The sequence below is a fragment of the Acinetobacter colistiniresistens genome (genome assembly GCF_024582815.1).
GTDB lineage: Bacteria > Pseudomonadota > Gammaproteobacteria > Pseudomonadales > Moraxellaceae > Acinetobacter.
The window spans coordinates 1981663-2001787 of the sequence record NZ_CP102099.1 but is presented as its reverse complement, the minus strand read 5'-3'; the positions used below and the strand labels follow the sequence as shown (position 1 = coordinate 2001787).

The following is a 20125-nucleotide window of genomic DNA, read 5'->3' as shown; positions in this document are numbered from 1 at the left end:
TAAATACGGGAGTTGCAGAAAAAAGTTCTGTATCTCCCAAACGCATAAGAAGAATTCAACTCGGAACGGATATCATGAACAGTGCTCTTCAATTTAATGTGTCACCCTATGCTTCATTTATGCAAGAGACCAAAGTCACTTTAGGTAATGGCATTGAATTGCATGTTGAAATTGGAGGAAATCCTGAACACCCAACCATCCTGTTAATTATGGGCTTGGGTGCACAAATGCTATTTTGGCCTGATTTCTTTTGTAAGGCTCTCATTGACCAAGGTTTCCATGTCATTCGTTTCGATAATCGGGATATTGGTTTATCTTCTAAAATCCGCAATCAGGGAAAACGGCTCAACACAATCAAACTCATGAGTCGCTTCATGTTTGGCCTTGGCAATGAAGGTGCACCTTATACCCTGTATGATATGGCCGATGATGTTGCCATGTTAATTGATCAATTAGGTCTTGAAAAAGTTTACCTGCTTGGCGCATCCATGGGAGGGATGATTTCACAGATTGTGGCCGCGAAATATCCAGAAAAAATAGAAAAAGTGGCTTTACTCTTCACCAGTAACAATCAGCCTTTTTTACCACCGCCATATCCCAAGCAATTGTTTAGCTTACTTGGCAAGCCAGCTGCACACGATGAAGAAACAATTATTAATCATAGTTTAAACGTTTTCCGGATTATTGGGTCACCCGGTTATGTCAATCTAGTCGAATCAATTCAAACCATTCGCAAATTATATCGTCGTAGTTTTTACCCTGCGGGTGTACTTCAACAGTTTTTAGCAATATTATGTACGGGTTCTTTGTTATCATTGAACAAAACGATGACTCAGCCAACTTTGGTTGTACATGGATCAAAAGATCGATTGTTACCGCCAAGTCATGGGAAAGCTGTTGCAAAAGCAATTTCTGGTGCTAAGTTTGAATTAATCCAAGGAATGGGGCATGATATTCCTGCACATTTCATTCCACAACTTAGTGGTTTGTTTGCTCACCACTTTAGATCATCACACTAGGACACTATGGCTGCATTACCCTCATTAAGACAGCTATCATATTTAGTTACGTTGTCAGAAACTTTACATTTTACTGAAGCAGCGCGTCGTTCCTTTGTTACCCAGTCAACATTATCGGGTGGCATCATGGAATTAGAGCGTTTATTGGGTGGCGTCTTAGTTGAGCGTGATCGTCAAAACGTCCGTCTAACGCCTCTAGGCGAACAGGTTGTGGCTCGAGCACGAGTATTACTTGCAGATGCCCAAGACTTAATGCGCTTAAGCCGAGAAATGAGTGAACCTTTAACAGGTGATTTACATCTTGGTATTATCCCGACTATTGCACCATTTATTCTGACGCAACTGCTTGAAGAAGTGCATCAACAATTGCCAAAAATTCAACTGCATCTACATGAAGCACAAAGCGAGAAAATTGTAGAAAAGTTAGAACACGGCAATCTGGACATGATTGTACTTGCGCTCCCTTTTGACACACGTAGTTTAAAAGTCGCTGAAATTGCCAAAGAGCATCTGTTTCTTGTATACAACAAGAAAGATAACAATGCCGCCAATGCAAATTCCCTAGATGACTTAGATCTATCGCGTTTGATGTTACTTGAAGAAGGCCATTGTTTACGTGACCATGCGCTTAGTGCCTGTCCTGTGGGTGAGCGTAAAAATGATCACCGCTTAAAAGCAAGCTCATTACCAACGCTTGTTGAAATGGTTTCTTCGGATCTTGGCTTTACCTTATTGCCAGAGATTGCATTAAAAAACAGTATGATTCACTTCAATGAAGATATTGCAGTGAAATCAATTGAAGCTGCACCAAGCCGCACCTTGGCTTTAGTTACACGTAAAAGCACTCCATTACAAAGTGAGTTTGATGTGATTTTGCAAATTCTGCAAAAAATCACAGCGCATTTAGCGTAATGCAATAAAAAAGCCTGTAATCTCATTACAGGCTTTTTTAGATCTATAACAATGATTACTTGATATCTAATAAATTAACCAGTTCGACTTGCACATCACTCATCCGCTGTCCTTGATCCAGTAGCTGATCAAAATAAGCCTCGACGACCTTGGCTTGGTCTGCCGTATTTTCAACTTTATACATGCTCTGACGAAACTCATTGCTTGAGCGTAAACCTTTGGTATACCAAGCAATATGTTTACGGGCAATACGACAACCTGAGTATTCACCATAGAACTGATACAGTTCCGCCAAATGCCCAAGTAATACTGTTTTAACTTCGGCAATATCAGGCGCAGCAAGATGCTCCCCTGTTTTTAGGTAATGCGCAATTTCCCGAAAGATCCAAGGACGACCTTGAGCCGCACGCCCAATCATAATGGCATCAGCCCCTGTATAGTCCAGCACATATTTGGCTTTTTCCGGACTATCAATATCGCCATTGGCAATCAATGGAATATCGATCAGTTCCTTAACCTGTTTAATCAGCTCATATCGTGCAGTATTCAAATACATATCTTCACGGGTACGGCCATGCAAAGCCAATGCTGCAATTCCAGACTCTTCAGCCCGCTTGGCAACACGCATAATATTTTCATGGCCATTTAAAAAGCCTAAACGGGTTTTTAAAGTGACAGGAACATCCACAGCTGCCACTACAGCATCAAGAATACGTGCGACCAAATCTTCGTCTTGCAGCAATGCAGAGCCTGCAAGTTTATTACAGACCTTTTTCGCGGGACATCCCATATTGATATCAACGATTTGTGCCCCATTTGCGACTTGATAACGTGCCGCTTCCGCCAATTGTTCAGGATCAGAGCCTGCAATCTGTGCTGAAATTGGCGCGAGTTCACCATCAAAATTGGCTCGATATAAGCTCTTTTTACTCATGCGCAATGTCTTGTCAGCAGTCATCATTTCACTGACCGCATGTCCTGCACCAAAGTATTTACATAGCGTCCGAAAGGGCCGATCTGTAACGCCTGCCATCGGGGCAACAAAAACAGGAGAATGCTTTGATTTATCAAACAATTCTGCAATTACGTTGTTTTTACTCAATTTTCACTTTCCCATATTCTCAAAGGTTTTACATCATTTTCAATCATTCTTAACTATTCTTTACGCCTTATTTGCGCCATAATCACCCTTGTGGCGTAAATCCAACTTTATGGCGTAAATATGGGAACAATTGCAGAACGAACTACAGCAGATGGTAAAACTCGATACAGAGCTCAAATACGAATAACTCGTAAAGGCTTACCACCATTTATTAAAACAAGAACTTTTGCAAAAGAGTCATTAGCCAAAGAATGGATTAAGCGACTTGAAGCAGAGATTCTGGTTAATCCTGCTATTCTAAATCCAGAAGCTAAGGTTGTGTCAAAAACTTTAGAACAATTCATCACTCAATATTTAGATGAAATTAGTGACGAATTTGCTGATACCAAGACTGCAGCACTAAAAAATATCTGTAATTATGATATTGCCCATAAAGATGCATATACCCTTTCACGTCAAGATTTCTCATCATTTGCCATTGAGCGACGAAAAGGCAATCCAATTGAAATGATAGATGGAGTTGCCCCAGCAACTGCATTAAAAGATTTATCCCATATCTCATCGGTTCTAAACCATGCTGAACTTGTATGGGGTGAAGATGTTGCACATGCAAAAAATGAATTGTCACATTCGCTGATCGGTCTAAAAAAAGCTCGTATTGTTACTAAATCAAAGGAACGTGATCGTTTAATCACATCAGAAGAACTTCATATTCTGACCAATCACTTTTATAAAGGCTGGAAACGAGTTCGCAATGCCATTCCTATGCACCTGGTCATGTGGCTTGCGATCTATACAGGTCGTCGTGAAGGTGAACTATGTGAAATGCGTTTAGCTGATTTTGACAAAAAAAATAGTCAGTGGAAGATCAGAGACGTTAAAAATCCAGATGGTTCTAAGGGAAATCATAAGTTTGCCCATTTAGAGCCTAATGCCCTCCTCATTATTGAAGAATTACTCGAACCTTCTACTCGAAAAAGAATGCTGGAGCTGGGTTATAGTGATGAGCTTTTATTGCCTGTCAATGTACAGACGGTCAGTGATTATTTTCGTAGGGCATGTCGTTTAAATGGAATTGAAGATTTAAGGTTCCATGATTTACGCCATGAAGCTGCAACACGCTATGCAGAGGATGGTTTTACGATACCGCAACTTCAAACGATTACATTACATTCATCATGGAATAGTCTTAAACGGTATGTAAACCTAAGAAAACGTGGTGAACGTTTAGATTATCAGACAGCTATTCAATTTGCCCGACAACAATATGACGATAATTATTCTAAATTTGCTTTAAAACAAAGGTATGTATCAGCTGCTGATATTGCGGATGCAGAGGAAGCTTATTCTCAAGTTCAAACACCTGACGTTATAAATACTGAATTTTCTTTTATTAAAGAACAGTTGGAAAGATTTATGAAATCATTCCGCCCGACTAAAAGTGTTAAAGATATGTATAAAGAAAAATCCAATATAAAGAACATATTTGCATGGAATGATGTGCAACAATCTTTTGTGGTCCCATACATACAAAATGCTTGGGAAAATTGGTTTAATGATAATGGGGCTATTGATTGGGAACAGCTTCCAAATGATACGACTCACTTTAGCATCAAAGGGTTAGATGTATTAAAAATTGAAAATGAACGTGTGTACAAATGGGAAAAAGAAATAGAAAAATGGTTTGATATTACTAAATATTTTGATGCCGATATTTCAAATCTTATCAAGAAATAAACCCTCAATTGAGGGTTTTATTTAGTTCTGGCCAACTTTCATTTAGTCGCCTGACATCAATGACGTGTCCATCAGCTTTTTCTGCCAAACTTCTATATTCTGTTGTGCAACTTTCGAGTAATTCTGAGTTGGCAATGGTGTAGTTAATGATGGTTTGCTTGGGAGCACTGGACAAACGTTTGTTGGCTTCACTGAGTTGCTTTGACAACCCACTAGCAGCCAAGTCAGCACTACGAGCGGCAGCATTCGCATCTTGTATTTTTTTAATCGCATTTTGTTCTACCTCTATAATTTTAGCTGACCATGTTTGCATAATGGCGGCTTTTTCCTCTTGAGCCTGATCAATTGCATCTTGATAAGGCTTAATAGCATCAGCTACTGCTTTAGTTTTAACTTTTTCAGCATTTGCCAATTTTCCAGCAAGAGAATTGGCATAAAAAACATAGCCAAAGATAAATATCATTAAGCCTAAAATAATGTATTTGTAAAATTTACCTAACACAGCATCAATCATTTAAGCCACCTTTAGGAATAATGATTTTTCTTTTGCTCGACGATTGACTAAGCCTTGAATACGCTTTCCATTATCAAACACCCAACGATCAAATTGACTTGCAGCTGAGGTCAAACTGTTTTGATTAATAAGAGTAAGCATTGTGCTTTTTACAAATGCTGTTTCGCCTATGTTGTAGACAAAAGAAGCCAATGCATCAAATTGGTTTTGATTAAGATTGACTTTGACATTTTTATCAAGACAAGCATCAACCCATACACAATCGTTTTTAAGCCATTGTTCAGCTTCATTTCTCGTGCAAGTATCGCCTTTTTTAACTGATGTGCCATTTGGGTATTTAATGGTACCAAAGCCAATAGTCCAAACACCTCCTGTATCTAAATAAGCTGTTGAACGAAACCCCTCAGCATCTCTAATAATTGCATAACCATTCTCAGAAATATCTCGCTGTCCATTTACTAAAGGTGTAGGTATTTCAAAGCCAATAAGTTTTGCAAAAACATTTAAGCCATTTTTCTCAATAATCTGATCACCAGCTACAACCTGAGATTGACTTAATTTGCCACCAGACATAGCACGAAGCCATGAATATGCCTGAGCAACTTGTTGTGATTGATCTACGCTCATTGTTTGTCACCTTTACCATTACTAAGTATTGAAATAAAGGCAGCTTTGACCTCACTAATAACTTCAGATAAGGGCTTACCCTGCATCAGTGCAATGGACTGATAAAGAATGCCAATCCCTAATAATCCAAAAACTGCAAACATAAGCATCACAAAGCCTTGAGCCATGTGAGAATATTTTGATAATTCGTAATATTCAATAAATGCCGAACCGCCATAAAGGCTGACTGAAACGCTGAATAAAAACTTGCCTATAACACCCAGAGAAACTTGAATTTTTCCGTTTTTATCAATGTCACCACTTAATACCAGGGCAAGAATAGCCCCCACTACGGCAGGCACAACTTTGATGATCCATGGAATTGTGTTTTCTTGCATAACTTGCCCCGAAATAAAACTCTACTTTATTTCGTAGAGTTTTATTTAAAGGTGGTTATTTAGCGAACCTTACAGGGGGTTATTCACCAAAAGCAAAGTAACCAGCTTCACGTGCATCTTGACGATTCCGTGACAAATATATGCCATCTTCCGCACGATCTATGCGACGTTGGCGATTACGATAACTTTGATTAAGGTTCATTCTAGTTATACGACGTGATGGATTTTTGTCATTGAAACCTTGAATTTCTTCCCAAATTTCATCCATCTCTTGTTGGTCATCCATCATTTTCGCTCGTGACCATAAAGCCATTAAACGACTACGACGCTCATTAAGCTTTCGGTTAAGCTGATAAATTGCTGTTTTGCCTTCACTGGCTGTACGAACATCAGATGGTGAGAACCCCATACCTTGGACAAGTAAATCCATTGAACTAACTTCATCCATGATAGATACACCAGTTTTGTCTTGGACACCCTCATCAGCATAACGATAGGTTTTAGCAAAGTTTTTAAGAAACACTGGCAGCATACTTTCCACTCCACGTAGATTATGCCCTTCTGAAATTTCCTGTGCACCTTTTGCGATATTTGCCCCAATCCCGCCAATAGGACCTAAAGCTGCTGCTGATGCTGAATCCCACCACTTTTTCCCTTCTAACCCTTCTTGTACATCTGGTAACAGTAAATTATTAATACCAACGCGACCAGAAATATCCACACCAATACCGCGTGGCGCACCTTTCATTAGCATATTTGAAATCGTTGGTCCAAATGCTTCAGCAAGATAGTTCCGTAATGCAACTTCAGCATCCCAAGGGTCATCGTCATCCCCACCCATCCAAGATGCAACCGACAACAACATTCCAACCATAGGCAACCCAAGCGCACCAGCAAAAGTTGCGTGCATTGCCAAAATAGCCCTAAGTGATTTACGAGCTTCTTTTCGTTCAGCTTCCGTTTCACCTTTAATGGACTGATAGGTCTGACGAGCCAATGTGTAAAGCATGTTTTGACCAAACTGTTTAAACAGTAAAAGAACCTTGGCAACGTTGCCTTGCATGATACGTGGACGGTTGCCAGAACTGTAATCAAAGTGTCCTTTGTAGGTCGCATCTACAGCTTGATCAAATGCTGAATCGTGATTTTCACCTGATTGACGCGCTAGACGATATGCTGCAATAAAAGTAACTTCACGGTTAAATCTTTCAGCACTATGGAACATGACACTCGCTGCACGCATAATCGGGCGTGTCTTCCACATCACACCACTATCTTCACCCTGTGCAATTCCTGCTAAATCATGTGCCTGAGTGACATCAATCACGCCACGCGCCACAGCATCTTCATAAGCCTGTTTTTCATCTTTATTTAGAAATTTAGAAATATCCGAGCTAATTGTTTTGTAAAGGTCAGTCTTTGAGCCTTCCCACTTCACTTTATGAAACTCTACACCCTTCCTAAAATCATTGGATGCTTTCAGTAACTCATTAGCTGCTTTGTCAAAACCCCATTTTGCACCCATGATCGGATATGCAACCAATGCTGTCTGCGATAAGTTGACCATCGCTGCTGCTGGTGATAGTCCTAGATAGTAAATAAAGCCCAGACTGGTTAATGCACTTGATAAGGGTGATGACTTTGGATTCATTAAATTGTCATGACGTTTGTTCATTTCTTCAATGACACTTTGAGCTGTTGGTTGATCATAGGAGCTATCCTGCTTTTCCTTTTCATCGGCGTACTTTTGCATCTCATCAAGTTGCTGTGCTAGTTGATCGCCATAGCGCAACTTAGCAAGATAGTTTGCACCACTAAACATATTCTGAGCAAAGGCACGACGCGCATTTTGGCTAAACCCTGCTGTACCCTTACGATGAATGCCATGTTTCGCCCAAGATAAGTCAGGTAAAGATGATAAATAGAGCTGACCTAGCGTATCTTTAAATTCGGCTTGTGCTTCTTCATCCATGCCCAGATTGCCCACTTCATCAAAAAGATTAGACATAAATCCACGACCAACAGCATCTCTGGATTTGTTGTATTCCTTATCTAATTTCGGTTTTTTAACTATAAAGTCTGGGTATTTCTTCATCAATTCAGAACGTAATGCCCGTGCTTCTCCCATCGTTTCAGCACGGCTAACGCTCTCAACTTCACCATTTTGATTACGCATCACCACTACATATTTACCAAAACGAGCCAATGGGAAATATACTCCTTTGACATAACCGAAGAAGTTATCATCCATCTGTTTAAGTAAATCAGCTTTTTTCTGATTGGATAATTCAGAACGCAAGATGCGCTCTTTAATTGCTTTATGTACTTCTGCATAGTGCTTTTTATAAGCATCACGTGCTTTTAAATACATTGCCTGAGCTTCTGGTGATAGTGAGTTATAGGCATCACGCAATTGCTTATATTTTGAAATGCTATCTCCACTGACATAAGGCTTTGTAGGGTCAATTTTCGCTAAAGTCGAATCATGCATTACATCAGCTAATGCTTCCTCATCGTTTAAATTTGCCCACTCACGCACAATGTTATCAGCTTCTGCACCAGCATCGTTCTTATCGGCATCCATTTGAGCAGCCAACTCATTGTATTTGTTCAGTTGTGGCAATAACTTTGCATAGATTTCAGTAAGCTGACGACGACCTAAAGCAGACAATCCAATACCTAACCAATCAATCTTTTTATCATCTGTTTTATCCTTAACCGATGAAATGGAAATATTACCTAGGCTTTTACTCAGATTATCAATAATGTCTTTTGCTGAACGGCTAAATCTAATATCTGAACTTTCACTATTAAATGTGCCTTTATTCCCCTCAGCCATTTTTACTTGATTAGGCTCTAACGCAACAATATATTCTTGATTTTCAAACTGATGAACAATTCCCTGATATTTCCCAGAAGTTGTCGCTTCTACAACTTCATCACGTGAAACATTACCTGTAGTTTTGAACGCATTCCGAATGTTTACAAATAATGGAAGTACAAAGCCATTTTCCCCACGGATATTGGCGTATACATCTGCTGTATCAAAACTATCAGTTAAGTAAATACCATCACCTAATATGCCATGGCCTTGTTTAAATTCATTAAACTCAGATGCTGTACCATGATATACAACTTTAGGTTCTCCATTTTCATCTAATACCTGTGAAGCATTTGCTGCATCATTTTCCCAATCACCAAACCATTTCTTAAATTCTGGTGTGCGGACTTGTAACCATTGTTGTTCTGAAAGATGTGTCTTTGCACCGTTTGGTGCTGTCATCCATTGATTTGTACCATGATATTTTTGACGAATTAAATCCAATGATGATTGATGTTTAATTTGCCCAATCATACGCTCTGATAATGCAAGCATATCATCAGGATTCAAATTAAGATTGATTCCAAAATTATCAAATACCCATGCTTTTACATACGAAACAATATTGTTAATCAACTTTTGCAGTGCATTCCGTTGAATCACATTACGTTGTTGCATAGTAGATGAAAGGGTTAATAAATATGGTAAATATTCAAGCTGCTGACGTTCAGAGCCTTGTTCACGTTCTGCAAGCATCTTTGCAGCTAAAGCAACAGGATTACCCTGCTCAACCAATTTATTAAATTGATTCATCAATTCATTATATTGTTTCTGGTTCATCATATTCTGAAAACCAGCATGACCACCCAACTCATGTAAGAATGTTGGCACTGTGCTTTCAGCAGTCAGATTCGATGCAACGAGTACCGCTTTACCGTTGTAATAGAAGCCCTCAACACCTTCAACCTGATAATCCTGAATAATCTCAAGCTTACCTTGTCGTTCAAGCTCATCAATGGTCTCTTTACCAAAACGATCAATCAACACGTCTCGTACTTGTTGAGTTGTAGAACCTGAATTACTTTTAGTGCGACGGCTATAAAGTGGAGTATCAGAATTGTTCTTAGATGAAAATTCTTGATTTTTATATTTACCAAAATAGCTTCGATCAACTACAGCCTTACGAGCTTCTAACAAAAACATCATCAAATCGGCATCATTGTAACGTGAAAGGAATTTATCAAAGCCACGATCACGGAACCACTGACGAATATATCCAATAACTTCTTTTAGCTTTTGACGTACAAAAGGACGTGACTTAGCATTTTGTGCAACAAAAGCAAATAATTCTCCAACCAAGGCTTGTTGTTCATCTGATTCGGTATAAATTTCATCTTTAACACCTTGAGTGTATGGTTCAATATATGCACTTTCAAACTGTGCCATATTTACACCATTTTTACTGGCGATTTTGCGGATGCCTTCAAGCTCACCTAAAGCATTATAGAGTTGTTGCAACTTGGTTTTATATTCTTGGCCAAATATCTGTTGTACACCAAAGTGGCCAATGATTTCATGCGCTAACATTTCCTCATAAGCATCAAATGTAGTAATCTGTTTTTCATTATCTCCATATACCTGATCAGCAACTACATAGAGTGTACCCTTATGCCAAACAGCACTAACATCATAGTTTTGGGTATTACCTTTATCATCTTGGTATGTGGCATCTTTTTGTATTTCCGTAGGAAGTCCATCAAAGCTAGAAATAACTTGAACATCAAATCCCCCCTTAATTCCAGCACTTCCAACAGTAATTCGACCACTAATCGACGAATCTTGTGTAGCGGACAGTTTGAGATGTTGAAGAACAGAAAGGACTCGTCGAGTAGCACTGACAACTGATAAAGCATTAAAGGTAGTATCCAGCGGTGAAATACCTCTACGCTCGTTATCAGGTTTTAATTTGTCACGGCTATAGTCATTAATTTCATTTTTTACATCATTGTCTGCCTTTGTTTTGTCATTAATATTTGGCGCTTCAAATTCACGTTCCTCGTAAATCGGCATACCTACACTGTCTGTTGCTTCCATGTATGGAATATCAAGACTGCCTTTGGCATCTTCTGCCGACACAAACCAGCCGTCATTCGTATAACGATGACCAGAAACGACAAACAGTTTGCCTTTGTAATACACTTCTGAATCAATTGGCGTACCACGGCGTAACCAGATCGGCGGTGCTACCGGGTTGCTTTCCAAGTCTTGCTCAATATTTTCAAGCTGCTTTTGAGTACGTGCCAATTGATCAGATTGTCCAAATGGCTGCTCGACTGCTTTTGACAGGCTATCAATGGTCTGTTGCGCCGATGCTTTGGCATCTTCAATAGCTTGAATATCTTGGCTAACACCACGTAACTTACCCTCGATGCCACGTAAGGTATTACCCTTAAATTCAATCGGCCCAATCTTCATCGATAATGTTGCTTGTGGTTGCAGGCTATCCCATTCAACCGACATAGTGACATTGCCATACTTTCCTAATGTGATTCGTGATGAGCCAGTACGCACATGGTCGGCAATGAATTGTTGAATCGCGTCCGATGCTTCCTTGTGTTTGTCGTATTTCTTGCCGTCCACCTCTGCGGAGAAGTTTTCAGACTGTGACTGCATTAGTTTTTGAATACGATCCAAAACAGCATTGTTTTCATACTCGGCAATTTGCTCATCAAAACGAGCAATGCGACGTTGCGTGTTGCCAATGGTACGCTTCATATCCGCTATACCCTGTGTATGCAAACGCTCTTTTCGTTGCAGCTTCTCAAGTTTTTCTTTCATCTTGATCCGTTGCAGTACACGTGGGTCGCCGGAGGCTTCTGAGAATGAGGACATAATATCCCCTGCATTATCTTCACCGTTATCCGCAGCAGCATCACCTTCAATCGAACGAACGTTACCATCGGCTTTCATAAAGGCATTGATAAAACGGTCCTTAATGGCCAAGACTTGCCATGATTTACCGTCTAACTTATCGGTGATGTAACGATACTCAAGTACCGTGTTCCATTGGTTGCCCTGGCGTAAACCGCGACCATTACGCTGTTCAAGTTCACCCGGCATCCACGGTGCATCCAAGTGATGCATTGCACGTAGATTACGCTGCATATTTACGCCTACGCCCAGTGTTTGAGTTAAGCCAATCACCACACGGATCTCACCAGTATTCACCTTGTCGGCAATCGCTTTACGTGCTTCGGCTTTGACTGAACCATCGACAATGGCAATTTGTTCACGTGGGATACCCGATTGAACCAGGCGTTCTACAATATCCTTGATCGGTGAAAAGACTTTAACTCGCTCACGAATCGTTTTACCTTTGTCATCTTTCTGGCCGGTGCTACGTTCGGTTGTAGTGTTATAACCGGTATCTGCAAAAATGACCTGGCTTGCAAGTGGGTGTGAGTGATATACCTCCATCACGTTTTTAACCACTTGAGATGCTTTTGACATTTCAAAATCTTCGGTCTGTCCTTCTTTGCCTACATACTCAGGATCGCCAATACGCGCATCATAGCTGGCCTTTTTCGCGGCGGTGCTAATCGATAGCGGTGCACGTGGGTCGCCATCACGCATCCACTTACGTTTTTCTTTGCCGCTTGCCCGTTCCCACTCTTTCGCCAGGGACTGAATCTCAGCCAGTGTTTGTTCCTGTTTTGGTGACATTTCCGTGGTGACGTTAATCACTTTTTTATACGGACGATCTTTGGCACCTTCGGTACGGCCATTTAGCAACTCGGCTTTTTCTGCTTCAGTTAAACCTTCATCTGACAATACTTTGCCGGTTTTGGTTTTACGTGGCTGCATTTCTGGCATGTCGTTAGCAAAAACAATATCCATAAACTGACCAATCATCTTGCGCAATTCTGGCACGTTTACAAATCCGGCCAAACGAGTGACCAATTGATATTCACCGGTTGCAGACAATTCAATATCAGTAATGTCGGTCGCAAAACTACCAAACCAGCCATCCCAGGCAGCAACATTAAGTTTCTGCATTTCTTCTTCCATCACATAACGCATCTGATGGTAGATTTCAGTCAGGGTGTTGGTGATCGGTGTACCGGTAAAGGTATGCACGTTACCGCCATTATTCATACGGCGCACATAACGAGTGAGCAACTGCAAATTCACTGAGCGTTTATTGCTACTGGTGTTTAAGCCTTTCATGTTCATACGTGTGGCAATGCTTGGTTTTTTAAACTCATGCACCTCATCTACCATGATCATGTCTACACCAAGTTCTTCAAAGTTCACCGCATCGGCTTTACTTGAATCCATGGCTTGCTTTTGAATGTCCTCCAAAAGTTTCAGACGTTGTTTTGCAAGCTGCTTGGCAGTCGGGTTTTTAAAGCCCATTTTTTTATTGACGGTTTCGCTATCCATCGCCAAGACTTCATCTAAAGTTGCGCCACCTTCTTCGGCCAGTGCTTCTTCAAGCTCTGCTTCTAGTGCTGCAATATCATCAGCAGCCATAGCCATCAAGGTTTCTTCAGACAAAGTGAGCTTATCAATCATCGAGTGTGGCATCACCACCACATCCCAATCATCATTGGCAATTTGACGCATACGGATCTGACGGACTGCTTTACCTAATTCACTGATAAACAGTACACGCGCCGATGGATACATCATCTGAATTTCTTTGGCTACGGCTGCGCTGTTGGCATTGTGGGCTAAGATCAATGGCTTTTTAGCAATACCATAGCGACGTGATTCAAGTGCAATACCACCCATGGTAAAGGTTTTACCGGTACCCACTTCATGCGCATTAATGGAACGACGATTGACAATCGCTCGCCAGATGGCATTCTGTTGGTGCTGACGCAAGTTAAACGGACCATTACCCAGGCTTAACGCCATACCCTGCATCGACATGAACGAACCATCATATTTAGGTGTCGCCCAAGCATTGAATGCATGGTTATATTCTTTTTCCAGTTGCACACGGCGTTCAGGATCGGACCATAACCAGGTTGCAAAATCCTCCTTAATCTTGGAAATTTTCTCGTTCACTTCTTCCGTGGCTTGCACATCCACACTTTCAGAACCATCAGCATTTTTATACTTCACAGTAATGTTCTGGTTAGACAGTGCAGCAGATACCACCGTTTGGAATGACTTGTATTTAGAGCCATAGTTGGTCGTGGCTTCGGTACGACGTGCTGCAATAGGATCAAGTTTGACCTTCCACTTACCTGATGGGAATGTCACAGTAATGCCGTTGCTATCGGTCATACCGAGCATGTGTGCAATGTATTTTTCATAATCCGACAATGGCACCCAGGTTGCACCCATTTTGGCTTCAATGTTGAAGTATGGAATGTCCTCTGGAATGATCTCTTTGAGTGCATCGACGTTACGCTGCAGGTCAGTATTGCCTTCTGCAACTGCGTTTTGTGCTTCTTCTAATTTTTGGCGAACATTTCCAGATAGGTACATATCGCTTGGCATAATATCGCCATTCGGCAATACATATACCGCACCCTTTTCTAGTAGTTCAGCACGTGCCTGGTCCTCTGATACCTGAGCCATTTTTGCAATGTTGGCCAGACTAGGCGCAGCGGATTTATTCCGTTCCACCACAAAGGCATCCGATACTGTTGGGTTATCAAGAGCAGCGGCTCCACGAACAACACTTCTCTTTAAAATCTCAGCCGGTTTACCGTTCACCTCTAAAGCCGCTAGACTGTAGTAATACGCATCGCTTAGTTTACGGAAGTATTGCAAACCAAACGAATCAGCCAATGGACCATGTTCTTTGGTATATGCCAGGTAAAGTTTATTCAAAGTTTTGCGCAGCTGCTCTACATTGTCTTGATCGATACGTTCTGCATCGGTTAAATCGGTGTAGGCTTTACGGATTGCAACCAAATCCTCAATCGATTTCTGACGCTGTGCGGTTTTCTTTGCATCCTTGATTTTGTATTCAAAAAGATCGGTAGCTTTAACCATTTGGTCGCCATAGACAAACATCAATTCGCCATTACTCATGGTTAATGTGTTGGTGCGCTCACCGGCCTTGTTTGCATAGTAAGTCAGGTAATCATCGTTATGACGTGGCAATAATGTGTTTTCACTCACCAGATCAGACAATTGGCTAAGTTCCTTTTTCAGCCAGGCTTCACCATTACTAAGTACCGTCATGCCGGCAAAACGTGGATCACCGCCTTTATAATCAATGGTCCCTAAAACATTACGTAGGTTATTGGCGTAAAAGCTATTGACCTTCACTGGTTTAGTTGACGTTTTAACTTCGGATAATCCGATCCAATCTGCATCCGGTGTCATGGTCAAAGGTTCAGTACGTTTACGCAGCACAATAATATCGGTTACAACATTAGTGCCGGCAAAATCTTTAAACGCACCTGCAGGTAAACGGATCGATGTAATCAGTTCAGATTGCTTGCCCATCTCACGACGAATCACTTCGGATTGTTTGTCCATCGTACCGGATGAAGTAATCGCCATCACGATACCACCTGGACGCACCTGGTCTAGCATTTTTAGGAAGTAGTAATCGTGTAAGTTTGGATTGAATTGGTTATAACGACGGTCTGCAATCTTCACATCATTCGAGAAAGGCACGTTAGAAATCACCAAGTCATAAAAGTTGTCTGGTGTTTTAGACTTCTGGTATGGCATGTTCTGCACATTGCTTTCAGGGAATAACTGTTTTGCAATCGCAGCGGTGGTAATGTCCAGGTCAATCGCTGTCACCTGGCTACGCTGTTTAATGTGCATCGGCATTAAACTGATAAAGTTACCAGTACCTACCGCCGGTTCAAGAACACGCCCACCAGTAAAGCCCATCTTTTCAGCCATAGACCACATTGCTTGGACGGTGTATGGATCGGTGAAGAAAGCATTCAGAACGGAATCCTTTGCTGACTCCCAAGACTCTTTACCTAATTTTTCACGCAGCCAAAGGTTTTCATCTTTCCAGCCATCTTTAAAAACTGGCGTGTTCCATGTACCTTGGAATAGGTCTTGGCCAAACGAACCCCAACCGGTGTAACTTGCTAACACCACTTGTTCTTCTGCTGTTGCTTGACGGCCTTCTGCATTGAGTTCTTCTAATAGCTCGAGTGCTTTTTTATTCTTGTCAAAACGCTGTTTCTGGCTACCACCGAAAATAATATCTGGGTCAGCCATGTAGAAATCAGTCGCAGTATTGGCTACTGCTGCTGGCGATTCTAATCTTGTGGGTTGATCAACTGATAGTTGTCCAGTTCCGCTTGCATCCTTGCGTCTGCTGGATTCCATCCCGCGTCCAGATACTCGTCCATCGTTCTCCACATCCGTTCCTGTGTCACGTATGCGAGATCGTCCAGTAGATTGATTCTGGTTAGACGTTCCACTTCCTGTGGATACTCCTGTTTCCACATTTGGATTATTTGCTTGTGGAGCATTCGATTGTGAAGTACGTCCTCGTCCTCCTCGTACTGTTGACGTTCCTTGCGTATTTGCATTGCTGCTTGCAGATTGTTCATTATTATCTCCATTCAGATCAAAATTTTCGACCTCTGCCGATGTGCTCATGCCATCAAAGTCAGCTGCACGTGGGTCAAACTTTACACCCATATACCAAGACTTCAAATACGGCTTAACCAAATCACCCATATCTTCGGTCATTGCTTTGGCATATGCTGCAAAACTACGAGCACCTTTTTCAATGTGATAACCAGCAAGAGTGATACCAGCTTGTAAAATTTCAGGGTCAATACCAGCATTCAATTGACCTAATTTTTTACGCAATAATGCACGTGCTTTTTCTGCTGCATCTTCGGTGAAAATAGTGTTTGTAGATGCTTTAGGATTTTTAGGCTCAGCTTTAGGTGCTTCTAACTTTTTCTCAATCTCACGCGCCTGGCGTAAAGCACTAGCACGATCAGAAACAGATTTCAGACCATGTTTAGCATTGGCCTGTAATTTTTTAAAACTTGGATGCTCTGGATCTGCCTTGGCCAAAGCCTTGTTCATTTCCTCTTGCCATTTATTGACAGGGTATTGTGGTTCTGTTTTTTTTCCACTTTCAGCCACTGGTTTAGAGGTATCTGAATTTTTTAACCAATCTTTAAATTGATCTTTAGACATTTGAGTAACAGGACCAACCTTCCAACCTTTGTCAAAATTGGATTTATATGCAGTAATGGCTTCCTCCTGGCTGTCAAAACCAAGCATCACCTTATGCTCATCAAATCCACCGCTGACCTGATCAATCTGATCTACAATGAAGACATTTTCAGATTCAGGATTTTTACCTACATAGGTATCAATATGCTCTTGATCAGCACCAATAGTACGCTTGATATATCCGTAATGGTCGCTCATATTATGCGACCATTCGTTACCATCTGGATCAGTACCGCGACGTTCTGAACCGCGTGGATTTTCAACAGCAATATCAAGGCCATGTACCTTGATGTGACCTTTTTTATAATTACCGGCTTCAATCTGGGCTTGAGTCGGTTCTGGGGTATTATTTTGTGAACTTGTTGCAGCCTGATGTGCATTTTCATCAATACTAATAGCATTAGGCTTTTTACCTACCCACTCTCCTGTACTTGGATGCTTCATGCCTACTATTTCTACTGAACCATCAGCTTTCTGTACAGCGTTGTAATTAGGATTATTTAATGCATTGGTCTTTTTATTGTCATCACGCAAATCAATTGTGAAATCATCACCCAAAATTTCAATATCAGACATTACACTTTCAGCTGTATCACCATATTGTTTTTGAATTTGCTCAGAGCTAAATGGTGTTGTAGTCATTTCAGTTTGCTGAGACTTAAGCTGATCAATCTGTTTTTTAAGTTTTGCTTTTTGTGGAACAGATTTGGCATCTAAAAACTGTTGTTCGAGTTGTGCAAGTTGATCTGCAACATTGTTAGTTTGGGTTTTGTCAATATTATTTTGAGCATCCAAAATAGTATTTTTAGGCATAGAAATATTATTTTCAGAAGCTGAAATAGTATTTTCTATTGCACTTGGTTGATTATCGCCTTGCTGAAGTGCATTAATTTCTTTACGAATCCTTGCCTTTTCAGGAACGGTTTTAGCTTCTTCAAATTGTTGTTCCAAAGCTTTGAGTTGTGATTGGTTTCCATCTTGTACTTGAGCTACATTAGGTTGAATCTCAAAACGCTTGCCATCCTGAACTACCTGATAATCATTACCTATATTTTTCTTATCTAAGAACGCTTGTGCTTTTTCCTGACTGCCAAACCATTTGTTTTTGCCGTCTTGGCCTAAGATTGGTTGAGTAGTTTTCGTTTGAGGTGCCGATTCTGTTCCATTTTTCTCAAATTCTCCTGCCATTTCATCCGCTGTATTGATGTCATACTGTTGAGAAATTGATTCGCCTGCATTGTCAGATTGTGCATTTCCTTGTTGTATTGCTGCATCTTCAAAGTTTGTATTAAAGGATTGTCCTTCATTATGGTTTCCTAATAATTGGCGATAATCATTCGGTACAACATCACTAATCGGCGTATTGCTTTGCTCTTGAGTCTGTTGCTCTGGCGTATATCCCAATTGAGCTATCGGGGATGCCCCACTATCCACTGCCAAAGCTGCTGCAGATGACATAGGCCCATCATTGGGATTAATCCCCATTTGCTGTGAAGGTGTTTGGCTGGCTGGTGGTACAGAATTCAACAAATCATCAAAGGCTGCTTCACTGCCATAATCACCATCAAAATAATTACCATTCGGTGCTGGTGGTGTATCTGGGCTGACTGGATTACCAGTTGCTGCACTGCCATAATCAAAGCCATTATTGTTTAATAAATTATCAGCATCCATTGATGGTTGATCATAAACAAAAGCTGTGCGACCTTGATTATCACCCTGTGGCACATTTTCACGTGGGATATATTCACCAGTCAATGCACTATCTGAACTTGAGCCTGATTGTGATGGTGCTGATGGTAAATTAGGTGAACCTGATTGTTGTTGGTTATCTTGGGATTCTGTACCTGTGTTATGGCCAGATAAGATATTGGCAGCACCACCCATTGCCATACCAGCCAAAGTACCCATGACTGCTGCATCTTCAATGCCATCATGCCAAGGCTTATCTAGGGCTAAATTTTGTATGACTTGTTCTGAAACTGATTGAGGTAATTCTTCTAAAAAGCCTTCTGAAATTGCACCTTCAATTACACGACGAGGTAAAGACTTCGCAGGCATTGATGCAATCTCACCAGCGATTTCAGCTGGACCAGCACGCCCTGTTACAAGCATGGTATCAACATCACCAATACCCATTTTCTGGGCAAGACGACCACCAGCAAAACCAATTAAACCACCAAGTACACCTGTTGTTACTCCTGCTAAAGACTGGTCTGCTGTTAAGCGTCCATCTACAGTTTCTTGGCGAATTTGTTCAGCTTGGCTACCTGCCATAACTGCACCTTCACCAACAGCACCAGCAACAATAGGGTTAGCTATACCTAAAGCACGACCTAATACGCCACCAGCTAACATTGAAGGTACAGATTCAACTACGGTATTAGCAATTAATGATGGGTTTGTTAAGGCAACTTTTGTTTTATCAACGACTTTATCTACCCAATTTCCATCTTTACCAGCATCAGCAAATTCTTGTTGTTGGGCTTTATATTGGTCTGTATGTAAATCACCTAGAGCTTGTTTAGCTTCTTTAGGTCGGAAGCCAATAGCACCATCTTTATTTTCAAGTGTTTTACCGGTAGCACCATCAGACATGACATCCATGATACCAACAGCCAATTCAGGCACAGCAACCGCACCTTTTAAAGCAGATAAGCCAGTATCTTTTAAGTGTCCCATTACACCTTTTTTTTCACCATCAAGTGCACCAGTAAATGGTTTTAATGCTGGCTGTTGATTTGTATCAATATTTTCGTCAAGTTTACCTGTAAATGGTTTTAGGGTAGATTCTGACATGATGCACTCCTATTGGTATGTGCA

At 40.9% G+C, this 20125-nt stretch carries 8 protein-coding genes; 3 read left to right on the top strand and 5 right to left on the bottom strand.

From position 1 onward, the window contains the following. Nucleotides 1–74: 74 nt before the first annotated feature. The gene (gene estB, locus NQU59_RS09435) at nucleotides 75–1019 is read left to right on the top strand and encodes an esterase EstB (RefSeq protein ID WP_257063232.1); all 945 of its coding nucleotides are present in this window, start codon (nucleotides 75–77) and stop codon (nucleotides 1017–1019) included. A 6-nt stretch (nucleotides 1020–1025) separates the two neighbouring features. Beyond that, nucleotides 1026–1931, top strand: coding sequence for a LysR family transcriptional regulator OxyR (gene oxyR / locus NQU59_RS09430; RefSeq protein ID WP_005243213.1), 906 nt, complete (start codon nucleotides 1026–1028; stop codon nucleotides 1929–1931). Between the two features lie 55 nt (nucleotides 1932–1986). On the opposite strand, the gene dusB is transcribed toward oxyR, so the two are convergent. After that, nucleotides 1987–3006 carry a tRNA dihydrouridine synthase DusB gene (dusB, locus tag NQU59_RS09425; RefSeq protein ID WP_257066237.1) on the bottom strand — a complete coding sequence of 340 codons (1020 nt, stop codon included), beginning with the start codon at nucleotides 3004–3006 and terminating at the stop codon, nucleotides 1987–1989. 147 nt (nucleotides 3007–3153) lie between these two features. Here dusB and NQU59_RS09420 point away from each other — a divergent pair, with 147 nt between their 5' ends. After that, entirely contained in the window at nucleotides 3154–4770 is a 1617-nt protein-coding gene (locus NQU59_RS09420; RefSeq protein WP_257063230.1) for a tyrosine-type recombinase/integrase, read from the top strand. Between the two features lie 4 nt (nucleotides 4771–4774). On the opposite strand, the gene NQU59_RS09415 is transcribed toward NQU59_RS09420, so the two are convergent. The 4 genes from NQU59_RS09415 to NQU59_RS09400 all read right to left on the bottom strand — a co-directional run bounded on the left by NQU59_RS09415 (nucleotide 4775) and on the right by NQU59_RS09400 (nucleotide 20101). Further along, nucleotides 4775–5284, bottom strand: a complete 510-nt coding sequence (locus NQU59_RS09415) for a hypothetical protein (protein ID WP_180172947.1) — start codon at nucleotides 5282–5284, stop codon at nucleotides 4775–4777. Beyond that, on the bottom strand, nucleotides 5285–5911 hold the full coding sequence (locus NQU59_RS09410; RefSeq protein ID WP_257063226.1) for a lysozyme: 627 nt from the start codon (nucleotides 5909–5911) through the stop codon (nucleotides 5285–5287). Beyond that, nucleotides 5908–6288, bottom strand: coding sequence for an SLAC1 family transporter (locus NQU59_RS09405; protein ID WP_004761334.1), 381 nt, complete (start codon nucleotides 6286–6288; stop codon nucleotides 5908–5910). Before NQU59_RS09405 ends, NQU59_RS09410 begins: the two co-directional genes overlap by 4 nt. Before the next feature lie 79 nt (nucleotides 6289–6367). After that, a complete protein-coding gene (locus NQU59_RS09400; protein WP_257063224.1) occupies nucleotides 6368–20101 on the bottom strand; it encodes a PLxRFG domain-containing protein in 13734 nt (4577 codons plus the stop codon). Nucleotides 20102–20125 lie beyond the last annotated feature (24 nt).

Bases quoted from the DNA above. Each gene is read 5' to 3' on its own strand.
- NQU59_RS09405 (WP_004761334.1), bottom strand. From the start codon at position 6,288: ATGCAAGAAAACACAATTCCATGGATCATCAAAGTTGTGCCTGCCGTA.
- NQU59_RS09410 (WP_257063226.1), bottom strand. From the start codon at position 5,911: ATGAGCGTAGATCAATCACAACAAGTTGCTCAGGCATATTCATGGCTT.
- NQU59_RS09415 (WP_180172947.1), bottom strand. From the start codon at position 5,284: ATGATTGATGCTGTGTTAGGTAAATTTTACAAATACATTATTTTAGGC.
- oxyR (WP_005243213.1), top strand. From the start codon at position 1,026: ATGGCTGCATTACCCTCATTAAGACAGCTATCATATTTAGTTACGTTG.
- NQU59_RS09400 (WP_257063224.1), bottom strand. From the start codon at position 20,101: ATGTCAGAATCTACCCTAAAACCATTTACAGGTAAACTTGACGAAAAT.
- estB (WP_257063232.1), top strand. From the start codon at position 75: ATGAACAGTGCTCTTCAATTTAATGTGTCACCCTATGCTTCATTTATG.
- NQU59_RS09420 (WP_257063230.1), top strand. From the start codon at position 3,154: ATGGGAACAATTGCAGAACGAACTACAGCAGATGGTAAAACTCGATAC.